Source organism: Brevundimonas sp. Bb-A, assembly GCF_009394735.1.
Classification (GTDB): Bacteria; Pseudomonadota; Alphaproteobacteria; order Caulobacterales; family Caulobacteraceae; genus Brevundimonas; species Brevundimonas aurantiaca.
The window spans coordinates 182733-198747 of record NZ_CP045456.1 but is presented as its reverse complement, the minus strand read 5'-3'; the positions used below and the strand labels follow the sequence as shown (position 1 = coordinate 198747).

Here is a 16015-nt window from a genome sequence, read left to right as displayed (position 1 = left end):
ATCGCCATGCCGGAATCGGGCTTCGCAAGGGCTGGCGGCCCCTGTCCGGGAATCGGGACGGGGTTGCGCAACCCGATCGGGGCGGACGCATTTAGTCGGCAGCTTGGCTTTTGAAGGAAGGGACCAAACTCATGGGCATTATCGCCTGGATCATCATCGGCATCGTCGCGGGCTGGCTCGCGGAACAGATCATGGGTCGTAACCACGGCCTGATCACCAATCTGATCGTCGGCGTCATCGGCGCCCTGATCGGCGGCTTCATCGCCGGCGCCCTGGGCATCAGCTGGGGCGGCTGGATCGGTTCGACCATCGTCGCCACCATCGGCGCCGTGATCCTTCTGTTCCTGTTGGGCCTGGTCAAGCGTCGCGCCTGACCCCCGACTTAAGGCAATATAAGACGAAGGGGCGGTTCGCAGGAACCGCCCCTTCTTTTTGTCCGGCTCGGATCACCGACACAGGAAGGGCGGCCGGCTGAGCCGACCGCCTTCCAGGATCAAGCCTTCAGAGGCTTGCCGCGATCAACCCTGGGGGCTGGCCGGCGGGGTCGTCGGATCGCTCGAGGTCGCGGGGTCCGTCGGTTCAGTCGGCGCCGGCTCGGCGGGCAGGGTCGGCGGCGTCGGTTCCGCCGCGTCGGGCGCAGTCGTCGGCTCGGGCGCGGTCGGGGACGTCATGGCGTCGTCAGCGGGCGGCGTCGTCGCGTCGGGGGTGGCGGAAGCCTCGCCCTCGATGGCGGCTGCGGCGTCGAACTCAGCCTTGGTGTAATCCACCTTAACGGCTTCGCCTTCCTGGCGAATGCCGTTCAGCGGCACGGCGCGAACCTGGCCGTCCGCGCCGCGGACAGTCAGCTCCTGAGCGCCCGAGGCGTTGGTCTGAACGCCTTCCAGCTTGCCCAGCTCGCCGTCAGGGCCTTGCACCGAGACGCCCGGCGTCAGTTGCAGGCTCTGTTGGCTCGAAGCTGCGGCCGCGGCGTCTGGAGAGGCCGGCGGGGTCGAGGCGGCGTCTTGGGCCAGGGCCGGCGCGGCGATCAGAAAGGCGGCGGCGGCGCTGGTCAGAAAAGCGGTCTTGATGTTCATGGGACTATACCCTCGTACAAGCGGGCCCGGCGCCCGCATCGACCAAACCCGCCGTGTTACGGATTGTTTCACGCGCCTCTAAATGACCTTGGACCCGCCCCGGTTGGACGAGTCTTGGTCTATGATGGGGCGGAAAAGGCGAATCGGGGGGCTCTGTGAGCCAGAAGAACATCTATGGGCCTCGGCTCGTGCGGCGGCTGCTCGGGCTGGCCTATGAGCTGACGCCCCAGGTTTTCGCCGTCCTCGCCTTCGGCGCGGGGGCGCTGATGCTGATCTCGGCGGTGACGCCCGAGTTCGACGAGCGGTTACGGCTCCTGACGGGCGTCGTCTCGCCCATACTGATCGACCTGTCGCATTTCATGGCCAGCATCGCCGGCTTTATCCTGCTGTTGCTGTCGGCGGGCCTGTGGCGGCGCAGGCGCGGCGCCTATTGGGCGGCGATGGCGGCCCTGGCGGCGGGGGCGGTCTTTTCTCTGTTGAAGGGGCTGGACTGGCGGGAATCGATCGATCTGATCCTCGTGGCTGTCCTGCTGGCGCCGTGCCGCTCGGCCTTCAACCGGCGTTCGCGTCTCAGCGAGCCTCTGCGGCCGGGCTGGCTGCTGCTGTTGATCGCCGTGGTGATCTCCATGCTGTGGTTGGGGTTTTTCGCCTATCGGGACGTGGCCTATTCGGACGAACTGTGGTGGCGTTTCCTGGTCGATCGCCAGGCTTCCGGCTTCCTGCGGGCCGGTCTGGTCCTGTCCCTGCTGACCCTGTTGGTCGCAGGCCGGTCTCTGCTCAGTTCGCCCGGCGCCGACAGCCACGGCCCGGCGTCGCGCGAGGAGATCGAACGCGCGCGTCAGGCGCTGGAGACGGCCGACGCCGCCGCCCCGGAAGCCTGGCTGGCCATGCTGGGCGACAAGGCCCTGCTGTTCAGCCCGTCGGGCCGCAGCTTCCTGGCCTATCGCGTGCGCGGGCGGCGCTGGATCGCCATGGGCGAACCCGCCGGCCTGATGGCGGAGCGGCAGGAGCTGCTCTGGGCCTTCGCCGAAATGGCCGACAGCTACGGCGGTTCGGCGGTCTTCTATTCCGTCGGCGACGACATATTGGGCGAACTGGCGACCATGGGCCTGGCCCTTCGCAAGGTCGGGGAGACGGCGGTGATCCGCACGGAAACCTTCACCACCGAGGGCAAGGGCAAGCAGAACCTCCGCACGGCCCTGAACCGGGCCGAGCGGGAAGGGGCGCGGTTCGAAGTCCTGCCGCCCGGGTCAGCCCGGCCTCTGGAGGCCGAACTGCGCGCCATTTCGGACGCCTGGCTGGCCATGCACAACGGGGCCGAAAAGGCCTTCTCTCTGGGCCGGTTCGACATCGACTATCTGGACCTGACGCCGCTGGCGGTGATGCGCGAGGGCGACCGGATCGTGGCCTTCGCCAATCTTCTGGTCACGCCGGGCGAGGCGGCGGTGGATCTGATGCGCTATACGCCCGACGCCCCGCACGGGGTCATGGACTATCTGTTCACCCGCTGCGTCCAATGGGCCAAGGCCGAGGGGATCGCCGAGTTCGACCTGGGCATGGCGCCCCTGGCGGGGCTGGAGGATCGCCGCATCGCCCCTGTCTTCGCCCGCGTGGGCGCCCTGGTGTTCGAAGAGGGCGGCGCCCTTTACGGCTTCCAGGGTCTGCGCAGCTACAAGGGCAAGTTCGGCCCGGAGTGGAAGGCCCGTTTCATCGCCGCGCCGGTCCCCACGCCCCTGCCCCTGGCCCTGCTGGACGTGGCCCTGCTGACCAGCGGCGGCTGGCTGGGGATGTTGGGGCTCCGGCGGGCGCGCTGATCTCGACGTTCGTGGTCGAAGCCGTCATGGTGCGCCCATGTCGTTCAAAGCCCTCTTTTCACGCGCCCTGTCCCTGGCGCCTGAGCGCCTGCATTTCGCCGCCCACAGCCACCATCTGTGGCCTGACGCCTCATTCGAGGCGCAGCAGCAGGCCTGGCTCGACGCCAATCTGCACGCCGATCGCAAATGGGACCTGATCTTCGGCGAGGTCATTCCCCGGGCCCAGGCGGAGGTCGCGGCCGAACTGGGGCTTCCCGACCCGAACAGCCTGGTCTTCGCCCCCAACACGCACGATCTGCTGCTGCGGGTCTTTTCGGCGATCGAGCGCCGGCCCGTGCGGATTCTGTCGACGGACGGAGAGTTCCACTCGTTCCGTCGCCAGGCCGACCGGTGGGAGGAGGCGGGCCAGGCCGTCGTCACCCGCGTGGCCCTGGCCCCGTTCGAGACCTTTGCAGAGCGGTTCGTCGCGGCGGCTCAGGGCGGCGGCTACGACTGGATCGTCGTCAGCCATGTCTTCTTCCGCACCGGGGGGCTGTTCGACCGGATCGAGGCCTTGGCGGCGCTGGCCCGGCCGGAGGGCCCCTGGGTGCTGATCGACGGCTATCACGGCTTCATGGCCACGCCGACCGACCTGTCGGGCGTCGCAGGCCGGGTCTTCTATGTCGCCGGCGGCTATAAGTACGCCATGGCGGGCGAGGGCGCCTGTTTCCTGCATGCGCCGGACGGTTTCGGCCCCAGGCCCGTCATCACCGGCTGGTTCGCCGAGTTCGGGGATCTGTCGGGGCCGCCCGGCGGGGTTCAGTATCGCTCGGACGGCGGCCGTTTCTGGGGGGCCACCTTCGACAGTTCGGCCCTGTACCGGTTCAACGCCGCCCGCGGGATGCTGAGCCAGGCGGGGCTGACGACGGAGGATGTCGCCGAACACGGCCGGGCGCTGGCATTGCAGTTCCAGGCGGCGGTCGGTGCGGGCGAGGCGGGTGTTTTCGGCGAGGCCGAGATTTTGAACCCCGTCGTCGGCGACGGGACGCGCGCCCGGTTCCTGGCCCTGCGTCATCCCAACGCCCAGGCGTGGCGCGCGACCCTGCTGGCGGCGGGGGTGGTGACGGACGTCCGCGACGACGTGATCCGCTTCGGCTTCGGCCTTTATCAGGACGCCGCGGACGTGGATCGGCTGATCGCGGCCTGCCGGGCGGTGTGAAGGCGGCGTGAAGGGGCGGGAGCCCGATCAGAAAAAGGTGCTGTCGTCCTGGGTCTTGGGCGTCGGCGCGGCGCGGGGCGGCGGCGTTCGGTTTGTGGCCTGCCCATTGGGGGCCGTGCCCTGGGCGCCCGGCGTCGCCGCGCCTGGAGCCTGTGGAGCGGCGCCGGGCGCGGCGTTCGCCGGCGGAATGGCCGGCAGGTTTGGATAGGGCAGGGCGGAGGGATCGGAGCCCGGAGCGGGCGTTTCACCGCCGTAAGGCGCCGAGGCGGCGTCCGCATCGGGCGTGGCCGTCCCGACCCGATCCGGCGCGTTCAGGTCGTCGCGGATGAAGGGCCAGGCGCGGCTGTCGGCGCAGCCGCAGGCCTTCAGGAATCCGTCCCGGTCCCGCCACAGCACCAGCGGATAGGTGATCTGCACGCCCGCGTCCTTCAGCAGTTCGGTCAGGCGGGCGTCGAACTGACGACTGGCCTCGACCACGGCGGCGCGGGCCAGATTGCCGTCGGCCGCCGGAATGCCGGCCGCCGTCCATTCTCGCGCGGGTGTCTGGATCCAGCGCTGGTACAGCGACCAGTCGCGGGTCAGCCACAGTTCGGCGACGGTGGCCCGTTCGGCCGCCGTGGACTGGGCTGCGCCTTCCCGGTCGGCCCGGGCGAACAGGATGATGCGGGGCTCCACTCCGGCCGCCTTCAGCTTGTCGATCTCTTCGCGGACGTAACGCTGGGTCGAGGCGCTGTCGCGATAGCCGATGACATAGAGGGGGTCGCCCCCGCCGCCGCCCGAGACCCAGGAAGCCTCGTCCAGCAGCTGCTGAATCTGGGCCTGATTGCGCGTGATGGTGACGGGCTGGAAACGCGAATAGAAGTTCCAATAGGCCCAATAGCCCGTCCCGGCCAAAACCAGACCGACCACGGCGGCCAGAACCGACCATATCAAGAAACGACGCATCAGTCGGGGTGCTCCAGCTTCACCGTTGGCACGGTTAACGCATAGCATCGAAAACCGTTGTCCGCTTCATTCACGCAGACCCAGATCGCCGAAATCTCAGGGTGACGTGCGCGCGCCACATCTGTCGGGCGCGCGGCCGCCGTCAATCAGGGCTGCCAGCCCGAGACCTGATCCGCCTCGCTGTCCCCGCCCAGGGCGCCCCGGGTCTTCTTCACCTCGGCCCAGGCGGCGCGCAGCAGGGCGGGCACGCCCTCGCCGGACACGCCCGACACCAGCATGGGCCGGCGGCCCGCGACCGCCTCCAGGGCCTTCGCCTTCTCTTCGCGCTCCTCAGGCGACAGGGCGTCGATCTTGTTCAGCGCTAGGATTTCGGCCTTGTCGGCCAGGCCCTCGCCATAGGCTTCCAGCTCGTGACGGATGATCCGGTAGGCCTCGGCGACGTCCTCCTGGGTCCCGTCGATCAGATGGATCAGGCTGGCCGAGCGTTCGACATGGCCCAGGAAGCGGGTGCCCAGGCCCGCGCCTTCGCTGGCCCCCTCGATCAGGCCGGGGATGTCGGCGATGACGAACCGTTCGGTCGGCGACAGGTCCACCATGCCCAGATTGGGCGCCAGGGTGGTGAAGGGATAGTCGGCGATCTTGGGCTTGGCCGCGCTGGCCGCCGACAGGAAGGTGGACTTGCCCGCATTGGGCAGGCCCGCCAGGCCGATGTCGGCGATCAGTTTCAGCCTCAGCCAGACCCAACGCTCCTGGCCCTCCTGGCCGGGGTTGGCGTAGGCGGGCGCCTGGTTGGTCGGTCCCTTGAAGCGGACATTGCCCCAGCCGCCATTGCCCCCCTTCAGCAGCAGCTCGACCTTGCCGGGCGTATCCATGTCCAGCAGCACCGTCTCCTTGTCTTCGTCCAGCACCTGGGTGCCGACCGGCACCTTCAGGACCACGTCCTCGCCCTTGCCGCCGTGCATCTGGCGGCCCTGGCCGTGGTGGCCGGTCTGGGCCTTGAAATGCTGCTGGTAGCGATAGTCGATCAGGGTGTTCAGCCCCTCGACCGCCTCGATCCAGACGTCGCCGCCCTTGCCGCCGTCGCCGCCGTCGGGGCCGCCGTTGGGAATGAATTTCTCGCGTCGAAACGACACGGAGCCCGCGCCGCCGTTGCCGGAGCGGATATAGATCTTGGCCTGGTCGAGGAACTTCATCGCGGGCTTATGCCAAAAGACGGCGGCGAGGGCGAGGCGCCCCGTCATTCAGAGGGTGTTAAGCCTGTCGCGCCAGACTCCCTCCAATGAATGTCTCGGTCGCAACCTCCATGACGACTGTCCTGGCGGAAAGTCGGGCGCAGCGGGAAAAACAGGTGCAGGAGCGCGCCGAAGCCAAGCTGCGCGCCGCCCGTTCCGCCGTGGAGACCCTGAAACAGAGCGCGAGCGCCGCCGCCGATGACGCCAAGGCGCAGCGCAAGGCCGCCGCCAAACAGAAGGTCGATCAGCTCAAGGCCCGCATCCGCATGCTGCAAATGAGCGGTTCGGCCGATCCCAAACTGCTGGCCCAGCTGGCGCGAGAGCTGAAGGCCGCTGTGAAGATGTACGGCGGCGACGCGGGCGGCGGCGTGGGGGCGGCGCCCGTCCAAGGCGAGGCGGCGTCAAACCCGGCGGATTCCGACGCGAGCGCCGAGGTCGCCGTGAGTGAGGACGCGCCTTCGACCGAGACGGCGACTGAAACGACGCCGGTGACCGAGGGTCAGAACGAACGGGGCTCTGACGAGACCGGGGCGGAAAACGAAAAGTCGGGCGAGGGCGCCAAGGCGGACGCCAATCCCTATCGCCGCATGGCCGAGGAGGCCCAGGCGCGGATCGCGGAACAGGCGCGTCGCGGCGCAGCCCAACACGAGGACCGCGACTTTCTGAGGGAGGTCCGCGACCTCGCCAACCAGATCAAGGCCCTGGCCAAGCGCGCTCAGCAGCAGGCGAGCTCAAACCCCGCCCAGGCCCGACAGGCGGACGAGGCCGATCAGGCCGCCGCCGAGGCGCTGCGCGCGGTCGAGTCCGCCGGCCGCGAACTGGGGGCGGCCGGCGTCTCGCTAAGCGTCTAGATCAGCCCTTGGCCCAGACGCCGAACGGATCGCTCCAGTCCATGCCCAGAGCCTGGGCGACCGCCGGATAGGTGATCTCGCCCTTCAGAACGTTCAGGCCGCGCGCCAGGTGCGGGTCCTTTTTCAGCGCCTCCAGACCGTGATCCGCCAGGGCCAGGCCGAAGGGCAGGGTGGCGTTGTTCAGGGCTTCGGAGCTGGTGCGGGGCGCGGCGCCCGGCATGTTGGCGACGCAATAGTGGACCACGCCGTCGATCACATAGGTCGGGTCTTCGTGGGTCGTCGCGTGCGAGGTCTCGAAACAGCCGCCCTGGTCGATGGCCACGTCGATCAGGACCGAGCCGGGCTTCATCGTCTTCAGGTGCTCGCGTTTGACCAGTTTCGGCGCCGAGGCGCCGGGCACCAGAACGGCGCCGATCACCACATCGGCCTTGACCAGCTCCTCCTCGATCGCGCCGATGGAAGAATAGCGGGTGATGACGCGGCCGTTGGTGACCTCGTCGATATAGGCCATGCGCGGGATCGAGCGCTCCAGCACCACCACCTCGGCGCCCAGACCCATGGCCATGCGCGCCGCGTTCAGACCGACCACGCCGCCGCCCAGCACCAGCACGCGGGCCGGCGCCACGCCCGGCACGCCGCAGAACAGCAGACCCATGCCGCCGTTGTGCTTCAACAGAGTCTCTGCCGCCGAGAAGACGGCGATCCGACCGGCGACTTCGGACATGGGCGCCAGCAGGGGCAGGCCGCCGCGCGCATCGGTCACGGTCTCATAGGCCACGGCCGCGCATTTCGACGCCAGGAGGCCCTTGGTCTGCTCCGGGTCCGGCGCCAGGTGCAGATAGGTGTAGAGGATCTGGTCCTCGCGCAGCATCTCCCACTCGACCTTCTGCGGCTCCTTGACCTTCACGATCATGTCGTTGTTGGCAAAGACGGTCGCCGCGTCGGGGACCAGGGTCGCGCCGGCCTTCTCGTAATCCGCATCGGTGAAGCCGGCGCCCAGGCCGGCGCCGGTCTGGACCGACACCGAATGACCGTGGGCCACATATTCGCGCACCGCCGTCGGCGTCAGGCCGACACGGTGTTCGTTCTTCTTGATCTCGCTGGGAACGCCGACTCGCATGGGGCCTCTCCGTGATGGGTTCAAACTTCCGCCTCTCCTGGGCGGATCGCAGACGGCACATATAGCGCCGAGCCGAACGCAGAATCCTGTTCATTTCAGGGCCTGATCGCCGTACATGCGAATTTTCTGCGAAGAGGTTGACCCATGAAGACCGTTTCCGCCGTCGAACTGGACGGAACCGACAGGAAGATGCTTCGTCTGCTTCAGCAGGACGGCCGCATGACCAACGCCGACCTGGCCCGTCAGGTGGCCCTGTCGGAAAGCGCCTGCCTGCGCCGGCTGCGGGCGCTCGAAGCGGCCGGGGTGGTCGATCATTATGCGGCCGTAATCAGCGAACGCGCCGTGGGCCTGCCCATCAGCGTCTTCGTCACCGTCACCCTGTCGTCCCAGTCCGAGGCGGCGCTGAGCGCCTTCGAACAGGCGGTCGCCGCCGCGCCCGAGGTGATGGAATGCTATCTGATGACCGGGGGCGCCGACTATCTGCTGCGGCTGGTGGTGCGCGACGTCGACGATCTGGAACGGGTCCACGCCAAGACCCTCACGCGCCTGCCCGGCGTCCACCGCGTCTCGTCCAGCGTGGCCATGCGATCGGTGGTCAAGCGCGGGGTCCTGCCGGTCTGAGCCTCATCTCAACGCCAGGGTCACGGTCTTCACATCCACATATTCGTCTATGCCGTGGATCGAGCCCTCGCGGCCGTAGCCGGACTGTTTGACCCCGCCGAACGGGGCGACGGCGGTGGAGATCAGGCCGGTGTTGACCCCGCACATGCCCGCCTCGATCCGGCGGCTGAAGCGCATGGCCCGGTCCAGGTCGCGGGTGAACAGATAGGAGGCCAGGCCGAACTCGCTGGCGTTGGCCTTGTCCAGCGCCTCGTCCTCGGTGTCGAAGGCGAAGACCGGGATCATCGGGCCGAAGGTCTCCTCCTTGCGGAACAGGGCGTCGTCCCCGCCCAGGGTCACGGTCGGCTGGAAGAAGCGCCCGCCCCGTTCGTGGCGCGATCCGCCGGTCAGAACTCGCCCGCCGTCGGCCCTCACCGCCGCCACATGTTTCTCGACCTTGGCGATCGCCTTGTCCTCGATCAGGGGGCCGACCTTGACCCCCTCTTCGAAGGCTGCGCCCACCCTGATCTTCGCCACCTCCGCCGCCAGCTTCTCGGCATAGGCCTCGGCGACGGACCGCTCGACATAGACCCGGTTGGGGCAGACGCAGGTCTGGCCCGAGTTCCTGAACTTGCCCTTGATGGTCTCGGCGACGGCCAGGTCCAGATCGGCGTCGGCGAAGACGATCAGGGGGGCGGCGCCGCCCAGCTCCATCGACACCCGCTTCAAGGTCGGGGCGCACTGTTCGGCCAGCTTGCGGCCCACGCCGGTCGAGCCGGTGAAGGACAGTTTGCGGATCAGGGGGCTGTCCGTCAGCGCCTTGCCGATCACCGCCGCCTCGCCCGTCACGATCGACAGGGCGCCGACCGGCAGGCCGGCCTGATAGGCCAGCTCAGCCAGGGCGATGGCGGTGAACGGGGTCTGGCTGGCCGGCTTGACCACGGCGGTGCATCCCGCTGCAAAGGCCGGTCCCAGCTTGCGCGTCAGCATGGCAGCCGGGAAGTTCCACGGGGTGATCAGGGCGCAGGGCCCCACCGCCTCGCGATAGGTCAGCAGCAGATGGCCCAGCGGGCTGTCCTGGGTTTCGCCGATCAGCCGCTCGGCCTCGCCGGCGAACCATTTGATGAAGCCGTTGGCGTAGGTCACCTCCCCCTTGGCCTCTTCGAAGGGCTTGCCGTTCTCCAGGGCCATCAGGGCGCCCAGGCCCTCGAGGTTCTGATCAATCAAGGCGGCCCACTGGCGCAGGAAGGCCGCGCGCCTGTGCGGATCGCCGCGCGACCAGTCGGGAAAGGCCTCGGCCGCCGCCTGGATCGCGGCCTCCGTCTCGGCGGCGCCCAGGTCGGGCACATGGCCGATCACCTCGCCGGTCGCCGGGTCGTCCACCGCAATGCCTGACCCGTTCGCCGGGATCGGCTCGCCGGCGATCAGGGCGTGCTGGCGCATCAGGGCGAGGCCGGCGTTCTTGGCGGTCTGGTTCACGATCAATCTCCTGAGGCTGTCCCGAAACGAACAAGGCCCCGACGAAGCGGGGCCTTGCAAGTCCGATGCGGCTCGCCTGTCGGGAAGGCGAGGCGGCGGCGGCTTAGTTCTTGGCGTCTTGGGCGGCGCCGGTCACGGCTTGGCCGGCGGCCTGGGTGTCGCGGCCCACGCCTTCGACGGTGTTGCAGGCGGCGGTGGTCAGGGCGGCGGCGGCGGCGACCAGGACAAAGATCTTACGCATGAGAAGGCTCCGGTTCAGCCGACATGGGAGTCTGTCGGTCTTGCCCTAGGAACGCGACGCCACGGCGGCGGTTCCCTCCGGCTTCAGGCCTTGTCGGCCGGGTCGGCGGGCGACAGGGCTTCGGGCGTGGCGAAGGTCATGCGGGCGATGGAGCCGCCGCCCGGCGCCTCCACGAACTCAGTCTCGCCCCGCAGCTGTTTGGCGAAGGCGCCCATCAGGGTCTGACCCACGCCAGCCTCGGCGGCGGCGGAGCCCCCCGGACCGTCGTCCTCGACTTCCAGAATGGACGTCTCGCCATAGACCCGGAAGCGGACCTTCAGCGCGCCGCCGCGACCGGCGAAGGCGTGCTTCTGCGCATTGTTGACGGCCTCGACCAGCCACAGGGCCAGGGGCGCCAGCTTGTCGGGATCGACATAGAGGGAATCGGCGTCCACCGAACTGACCACCACATGGCCGCGCACCGCCTCGCCGGCGATGAGCTGGCCCACCAGCTCGTTCAGGAAGTCGCGGGCGTCGGCGTGGCGGATGTCCTCGCTCTGGTACAGGGTGCGATAGATCAGGGCCAGGGCCGAAATCCGCTGGCGCGTGTCGCCCAGCGCCGCCTTGGCCGGGGCGTCGGTCAGGGCCCGCTGCTGCATCGACAGAAGCGAGGAGATGATCTGCAGATTGTTCTTCACCCTGTGGTGGATTTCGCGCATCAGCGCGTCCTTTTCGGCCAGGGAGGCGTTCAGCTCCCGGTCGCGCTGGGTGATGGCCTCGGCCATTTCGTCCAGGGTCCGAGCCATGACGCGGATTTCCGACGGGGCGTTCATGGCCTGGAGCGGCCGCACCGAAAAGCGACCGCGCGCATAGAGGGCGGCGATCCGTTCCAGATAGTCCAGCCAACGGATGAAGATCCGCTCGGACAACAGCATGACGGCGGCGAAGGCCGTCAGCCAGGCGCCCAGGGGCAGCAGCAGGGTGCCGATCGGATTGAGCCGCGCCCAGGACAAAAGTCCCGGCGCCGGCGCCGAGAGCAGGGCGTAGAGATCGCCCCCGGCCAGAACCGCTCCGGCGTAGTCGCGGCGCTGGCCCTGGCTGTCCTTGCCCGCAAAGACGGCCGAGCCCTGGTCTCGCGCGCGCTCCACCCAGCCGGTGACGTCCCCCCCGTCCGACAGGCGGAAGGCGGCGGGGTCGCTGGCGAGCAGCACCCGCCCTGCGGCGTCCGTCAGGGCCGCTTCGGACTGGTCGGGCAGGGCCGGATCGCGAGTGTCCGGCTGAAGCGCCGACAGGGGGATGACGGCCGCCATGGCGCCGTCGAACCGGCCCATCGGCCGTTCGGCCCGGATGGCGACGATCAGGGCGGCGGGATAGCCAGCGTAGACGGGGGCGCGAACCACCACCAGATCCTCGCCGCGGCGAAGCCGTTGAAACCAGGTCGAGCCCGCCGCCGGCGTCACGCCCGACCGCAATCCCTCGGGCCGACCGGACGAACAGACGGCCTCGCCCGTCGGGCTGAGGCGATAGAGGCCCTCATAACCGTCCAGCCGATCGACCAGGGCGGTCAGCCGTGGCGCGCAATAGGGGCCCAGGGCGTCGGGGCTGAGGGCGCGCAGCAGAACCTGGGCGCTGTCCAGCCGCGCCTTGGCGCTGCCGGCGCTGCGTTCGGCGGCCAGTTGCAGATCGGTGCGGCGATCATCCGCCTGCCGGCGGAAGTCCGCCTGGGTCTGGATGATGATCAGGATCAGGATGGGCAGCAGGGCCAACGCCATGGCCGTGCCCAGCCGGAAGCGAATGCCTTGGAAGCGGGCCGAATTCCAGCGTCGTCCCAGGCGAGGCCTCGGAGCGGGGGCGTCGGATTGGGCGGCCTGGTTCACCGAGGCTCAGGACCGCGCGCCGGCCAGCCTGTCGGCCTCGCCGAGAATGGTGCGCATGGCGTCCCCGGCGGCCTTGCCGTCGCGGCTGTATCCGCCCTTTTCCAAGGTGGTCAGAAGCGCGCGGCGCGCCCGGCTGACGCGGCTCTTGACCGTGCCGACGGCGCAGCCGCAGATCTCGGCCGCCTCTTCATAGGCGAAGCCCCCGGCGCCCACCAGGATCAGGGCTTCGCGCTGCTCTTCCGGCAGGGTCTTAAGGGCCTGTCTCAGCTCGTCCAGCGCCACCGGCGCCTCGGGGTCGTCCACCGCCACCAGGGTCCGCTCGGCGGCCTCCTGGTCCAGCTGCGACTGACGCCAGGATCGGCGTTTCTCGGAATAGAACTGGTTGCGCAGGATCATGAAGGTCCAGGCCTTCATATTGGTGCCCATCTGGTAGCTGGCGCGCGCGTCCCAGGCCTTCATCATCGCATCCTGGGCCAGATCGTCAGCGGCCGTCGCATCGCCCGTCAAGGTGCGGGCGAAGGCGCGCAGATGCGGAATCAGCAGGACCAGTTCCCGCTTGAAGCCCTCATCATCCGCAGAGGCGGGTTTGGGCGCGGCGCCCAATCGGGACGTGCTCATGCGCCACCGTCCGACGCCTTGGCGTCGGCGCGCTTCAGAATATCCAGGAATTCGTCAGGCACGGGCTCGTTGACCACCTCGTCGAACATGTGCCGCAGCTTGACGCCGATGGCCTGTTGACGAAGGCGAGCTTCTTCGAGCCCCGCCTCCCCCGTGTTGCCGGCGCCCTTGCGCCGCGAGGAATCGGAAGAGTCAATCATAGACAGAACACCGCCCACCCAACTGCAGTGCAGAAATGCAGGTCCATTAACGGTCCCTCTGGCTCCGGGTTCCTCAGATGCGGTAATAAAAATCGACAGAGCGCAAGCGCTGCGGAACCGCATCGGGGCTTTGGCGTTTTCAGCCTCTGTATCGCTGTCGTCCATCCTCGGGCGCGCAGCCTCTGTCGGGGACTATCCAGCATGAGCCTTCTGGCCAGACTTGCGCCGCATCTGCCCTATGTCCGCCGCTATGCGCGGGCCCTCACCGGCGATCAATCGACCGGCGACAACTATGTGCGGGTCGCACTCGAAGCGCTGGCTGCGGGAGAGCAGCAGCTCTCGCCGGACATGACGCCGCGCGTCGCCCTCTATCACGTCTTCCACGCCATCTGGTCCTCGACCGGCGCCCAGTTGGAAAGCGGCTCTCAGATCGGCGCCTTGGGCGACGGCCGCGACGAGGCTTCGCGTCGCCTGATGCGGATCGCGCCGCGCTCGCGCCAGGCCTTTCTGCTGACGGCCCTGGAAGGCTTCACGCCTTCGGAAGCGGCCCAGATCCTTTCGGCCGATCCCCGCGACGTCGAGCGGCTGATCGCCGACGCCCAGTCGGACATCGACGCCGAACTGGCCACCGACGTCCTGGTGATCGAGGACGAGGCCATCATCTCCGCCGACATTCAGAGCCTGGTGAAGGAACTGGGCCACCGCGTCACCGGGGCTGCGACCACCCATGACGAGGCCGTCGAGGCGGTGGCTCGCCACAAGCCCGGCCTGGTTCTTGCCGACATCCAGCTGGCCGACGGCTCTTCCGGCATTGATGCGGTCAAGGACATCCTGAAGGACATCGACGTGCCGGTGATCTTCATCACCGCCTTCCCCGAACGCCTTCTGACCGGCGAAAGGCCTGAGCCGACCTTCCTGATCACCAAGCCCTTCCAGCCCGAGACGGTGAAGGCGGCGATCAGCCAGGCCCTGTTCTTCCATCCGTCGCGCCACAAGGAAGCGGCTTAATCTCGGACGCCCTTGCGCCCGCCGAGGGCGCGGATGAAGCCCCGGCCGCCTCGGCGCCGGGGCTTTTTCACATCAGCTGGACGGCTGGGTCGGGGCGTTGACGTTCGCCGCCTCTCCGGTCGGCACGGGCTGCGGCTCGCCGTTCGGGCCGGTCGGCGCGTCGGCGGCCGGCGGCGTCGCCGCATCGCCGCTGAAGGCGCGCGCATCGACCGCCTGGTCCCCGTCGTTGGCGTTGGTCTGGGACAGGCCGCCCTGGCTGAACATCCAAAGCAGACCCAGCAAAAGCGCCGCGCCGCCCAGGGAGGCGATAAGGATCAGCAGGATTCGGCTGCCGGATCGGCCCTGGCGAGCCGAGCGCGCATCTACGCCCTGACGATCGACCAGACGATCGTTGTTCGGTTGCGGTTCTTGGTGCGTCATGGTCTGCGTCCCGGCTGTTGCTTATGACCAGACACAACGCCGCCTGAGTAACGGCGTTCCTACCCGGGATCTTTCGCGCCAGGCACGAAAAAAAGCCGCCCGTCGTCGGGAACCGGGGTTCACCCACGCCGTTAGGAGACTGCGGAGGCGGCGACGCCCCCCCGACTTGAGATTGGCGACAGCCAATCTGCCGCCTCCGCACCTCATTCTCGATGATGCCACTTCAAAGGCGGTCCGCTTGGACCGCCTTTTTCTTTTCAACCCGGCCCTCGACCCGCGCCGCGCGCAGGGCCAAGATGATCCTCAAAGAAAACGCACGGAGAGAGAGACATGGTTTCCAACGCCAAGATCAATCGTCAGTGGGTGCTGCGTCAGCGGCCCAAGGGCCTGGTTCAGGCCGGCGACCTGGAGCTGGTCGAGACGCCCGTGCCGGAGGTGAAGGAATCCGAGGTGCTGGTCCGCACCGTCTATCTGTCGCTGGACCCCACCAACAGGACCTGGATGAACGATTCCGAAGGCTATCTGCCGCCTGTGGGGCTGGGAGAGGTCATGCGCGGCCTGACCCTGGGGGTGGTGGAGCACAGCCGGTCGGACCGGTTCAAGGTCGGCGACGTCGTCATGCCCGCCGCCGGTGGGTGGGCGGACTACGCCGTCGTGCCCGAAGCCGGGCTTCGGCCCGTGCACCGGGCGCCCGGCCTGCCGCTGACGGCCAATATGTCGGTCCTGGGCATGACCGGGCTTACGGCCTATTTCGGCGTCACCGACGTGCTGAAAGCCAAGGCTGGCGAGACGATGGTGATCTCTGCGGCGGCGGGGGCGGTGGGTTCGATCGCCGGCCAGATCGCCAAACAGCGCGGCTGTCGCGTCATCGGCGTCGCCGGCGGGCCTGCGAAATGCGCCTGGCTGACCGACGAACTCGGGTTCGACGCGGCGATCGACTACAAGAACGAGGACGTCGGCGACGCGCTGGACCGGCTGGCGCCCGACGGAATCGATCTCAATTTCGAAAACGTCGGCGGCGACATCATGATCGCCGTCTTCAACCGGCTCAAGGTCCACGGCCGGATGGCGGTGTGCGGCCTCGTCTCATCCTACAACGCCACCAAGGCGCCGCCGTCGCCCAACTTCGCCCGGATCATCACCCATCGGCTCCACGTCCAGGGCTTCCTGGTGCTGGACTATGCGCCTCGCGCCCGCGAAATGGTCGCGGAGATGGGTCCGTGGCTGGCCGAGGGCAAGGTGAAGTGGAAGGTCCACGTCGATGACGGCCTCGAAGGCGCGGTGGACTCGTTGAACCGCTTGTTCACCGGCGACCACGACGGCAAGCTGCTGGTCCGTGTTTCCGAAGAACCAGGCTGAA

Annotated in this window: 17 protein-coding genes; 7 read left to right on the top strand and 10 right to left on the bottom strand. The window is 68.4% G+C overall.

Annotated features, from left to right (window positions below; genetic code table 11):
* Positions 1-131 precede the first annotated feature (131 nt).
* Complete coding sequence (locus tag BSP_RS00975) at positions 132-374, top strand: GlsB/YeaQ/YmgE family stress response membrane protein (protein WP_007442559.1); 243 nt, start codon at positions 132-134, stop codon at positions 372-374.
* A 144-nt stretch (positions 375-518) separates the two neighbouring features.
* On the opposite strand, the gene BSP_RS00970 is transcribed toward BSP_RS00975, so the two are convergent.
* Positions 519-1073, bottom strand: a complete 555-nt coding sequence (locus tag BSP_RS00970) for a TonB-dependent receptor plug domain-containing protein (RefSeq protein ID WP_152948996.1) — start codon at positions 1071-1073, stop codon at positions 519-521.
* 155 nt (positions 1074-1228) lie between these two features.
* Between BSP_RS00970 and BSP_RS00965 the strand changes: the two genes are divergently transcribed.
* The gene (locus tag BSP_RS00965) at positions 1229-2887 is read left to right on the top strand and encodes a GNAT family N-acetyltransferase (RefSeq protein WP_152948995.1); all 1659 of its coding nucleotides are present in this window, start codon (positions 1229-1231) and stop codon (positions 2885-2887) included.
* A gap of 37 nt (positions 2888-2924) precedes the next feature.
* Positions 2925-4085 carry a class V aminotransferase gene (locus BSP_RS00960; RefSeq protein WP_152948994.1) on the top strand — a complete coding sequence of 387 codons (1161 nt, stop codon included), beginning with the start codon at positions 2925-2927 and terminating at the stop codon, positions 4083-4085.
* Between the two features lie 27 nt (positions 4086-4112).
* Here the strand turns inward: BSP_RS00960 and BSP_RS00955 are convergent, their stop codons facing one another.
* Positions 4113-5030 (bottom strand): hypothetical protein, encoded by a 918-nt coding sequence (locus BSP_RS00955; RefSeq protein WP_152948993.1) that lies wholly within the window; start codon positions 5028-5030, stop codon positions 4113-4115.
* Between the two features lie 146 nt (positions 5031-5176).
* Positions 5177-6223, bottom strand: coding sequence for a GTPase ObgE (gene obgE / locus BSP_RS00950; RefSeq protein ID WP_152948992.1), 1047 nt, complete (start codon positions 6221-6223; stop codon positions 5177-5179).
* A 110-nt stretch (positions 6224-6333) separates the two neighbouring features.
* Between obgE and BSP_RS00945 the strand changes: the two genes are divergently transcribed.
* Positions 6334-7113 carry a hypothetical protein gene (locus tag BSP_RS00945; protein WP_152948991.1) on the top strand — a complete coding sequence of 260 codons (780 nt, stop codon included), beginning with the start codon at positions 6334-6336 and terminating at the stop codon, positions 7111-7113.
* Between the two features lies 1 nt (position 7114).
* Here the strand turns inward: BSP_RS00945 and ald are convergent, their stop codons facing one another.
* Positions 7115-8233, bottom strand: coding sequence for an alanine dehydrogenase (gene ald / locus BSP_RS00940; RefSeq protein WP_152948990.1), 1119 nt, complete (start codon positions 8231-8233; stop codon positions 7115-7117).
* Positions 8234-8377: 144 nt separating this feature from the next.
* On the opposite strand from ald, the gene BSP_RS00935 reads away from it, so the two are divergent.
* Positions 8378-8854 carry an Lrp/AsnC family transcriptional regulator gene (locus tag BSP_RS00935; protein ID WP_152948989.1) on the top strand — a complete coding sequence of 159 codons (477 nt, stop codon included), beginning with the start codon at positions 8378-8380 and terminating at the stop codon, positions 8852-8854.
* 3 nt (positions 8855-8857) lie between these two features.
* On the opposite strand, the gene BSP_RS00930 is transcribed toward BSP_RS00935, so the two are convergent.
* The 5 genes from BSP_RS00930 to BSP_RS00910 form a co-directional block, all read right to left on the bottom strand.
* Complete coding sequence (locus BSP_RS00930) at positions 8858-10312, bottom strand: NAD-dependent succinate-semialdehyde dehydrogenase (RefSeq protein WP_152948988.1); 1455 nt, start codon at positions 10310-10312, stop codon at positions 8858-8860.
* 103 nt (positions 10313-10415) lie between these two features.
* Positions 10416-10553: an entericidin A/B family lipoprotein gene (locus BSP_RS00925; protein WP_017505506.1), complete on the bottom strand. Its 138-nt coding sequence runs from the start codon at positions 10551-10553 to the stop codon at positions 10416-10418.
* 83 nt (positions 10554-10636) lie between these two features.
* Positions 10637-12409: a sensor histidine kinase gene (locus BSP_RS00920; protein ID WP_370513367.1), complete on the bottom strand. Its 1773-nt coding sequence runs from the start codon at positions 12407-12409 to the stop codon at positions 10637-10639.
* Positions 12410-12415: 6 nt separating this feature from the next.
* Positions 12416-13027, bottom strand: a complete 612-nt coding sequence (locus tag BSP_RS00915; RefSeq protein ID WP_054764058.1) for a sigma-70 family RNA polymerase sigma factor — start codon at positions 13025-13027, stop codon at positions 12416-12418.
* Positions 13024-13227, bottom strand: coding sequence for a NepR family anti-sigma factor (locus BSP_RS00910; protein ID WP_054764057.1), 204 nt, complete (start codon positions 13225-13227; stop codon positions 13024-13026). Before BSP_RS00910 ends, BSP_RS00915 begins: the two co-directional genes overlap by 4 nt.
* 201 nt (positions 13228-13428) lie before the next feature.
* Between BSP_RS00910 and BSP_RS00905 the strand changes: the two genes are divergently transcribed.
* The gene (locus tag BSP_RS00905) at positions 13429-14235 is read left to right on the top strand and encodes a response regulator (protein ID WP_152948987.1); all 807 of its coding nucleotides are present in this window, start codon (positions 13429-13431) and stop codon (positions 14233-14235) included.
* A gap of 72 nt (positions 14236-14307) precedes the next feature.
* Here the strand turns inward: BSP_RS00905 and BSP_RS00900 are convergent, their stop codons facing one another.
* Positions 14308-14655: a hypothetical protein gene (locus tag BSP_RS00900; RefSeq protein WP_152948986.1), complete on the bottom strand. Its 348-nt coding sequence runs from the start codon at positions 14653-14655 to the stop codon at positions 14308-14310.
* A 330-nt stretch (positions 14656-14985) separates the two neighbouring features.
* On the opposite strand from BSP_RS00900, the gene BSP_RS00895 reads away from it, so the two are divergent.
* The gene (locus BSP_RS00895; protein ID WP_152948985.1) at positions 14986-16014 is read left to right on the top strand and encodes an NADP-dependent oxidoreductase; all 1029 of its coding nucleotides are present in this window, start codon (positions 14986-14988) and stop codon (positions 16012-16014) included.
* Position 16015: the final 1 nt, after the last annotated feature.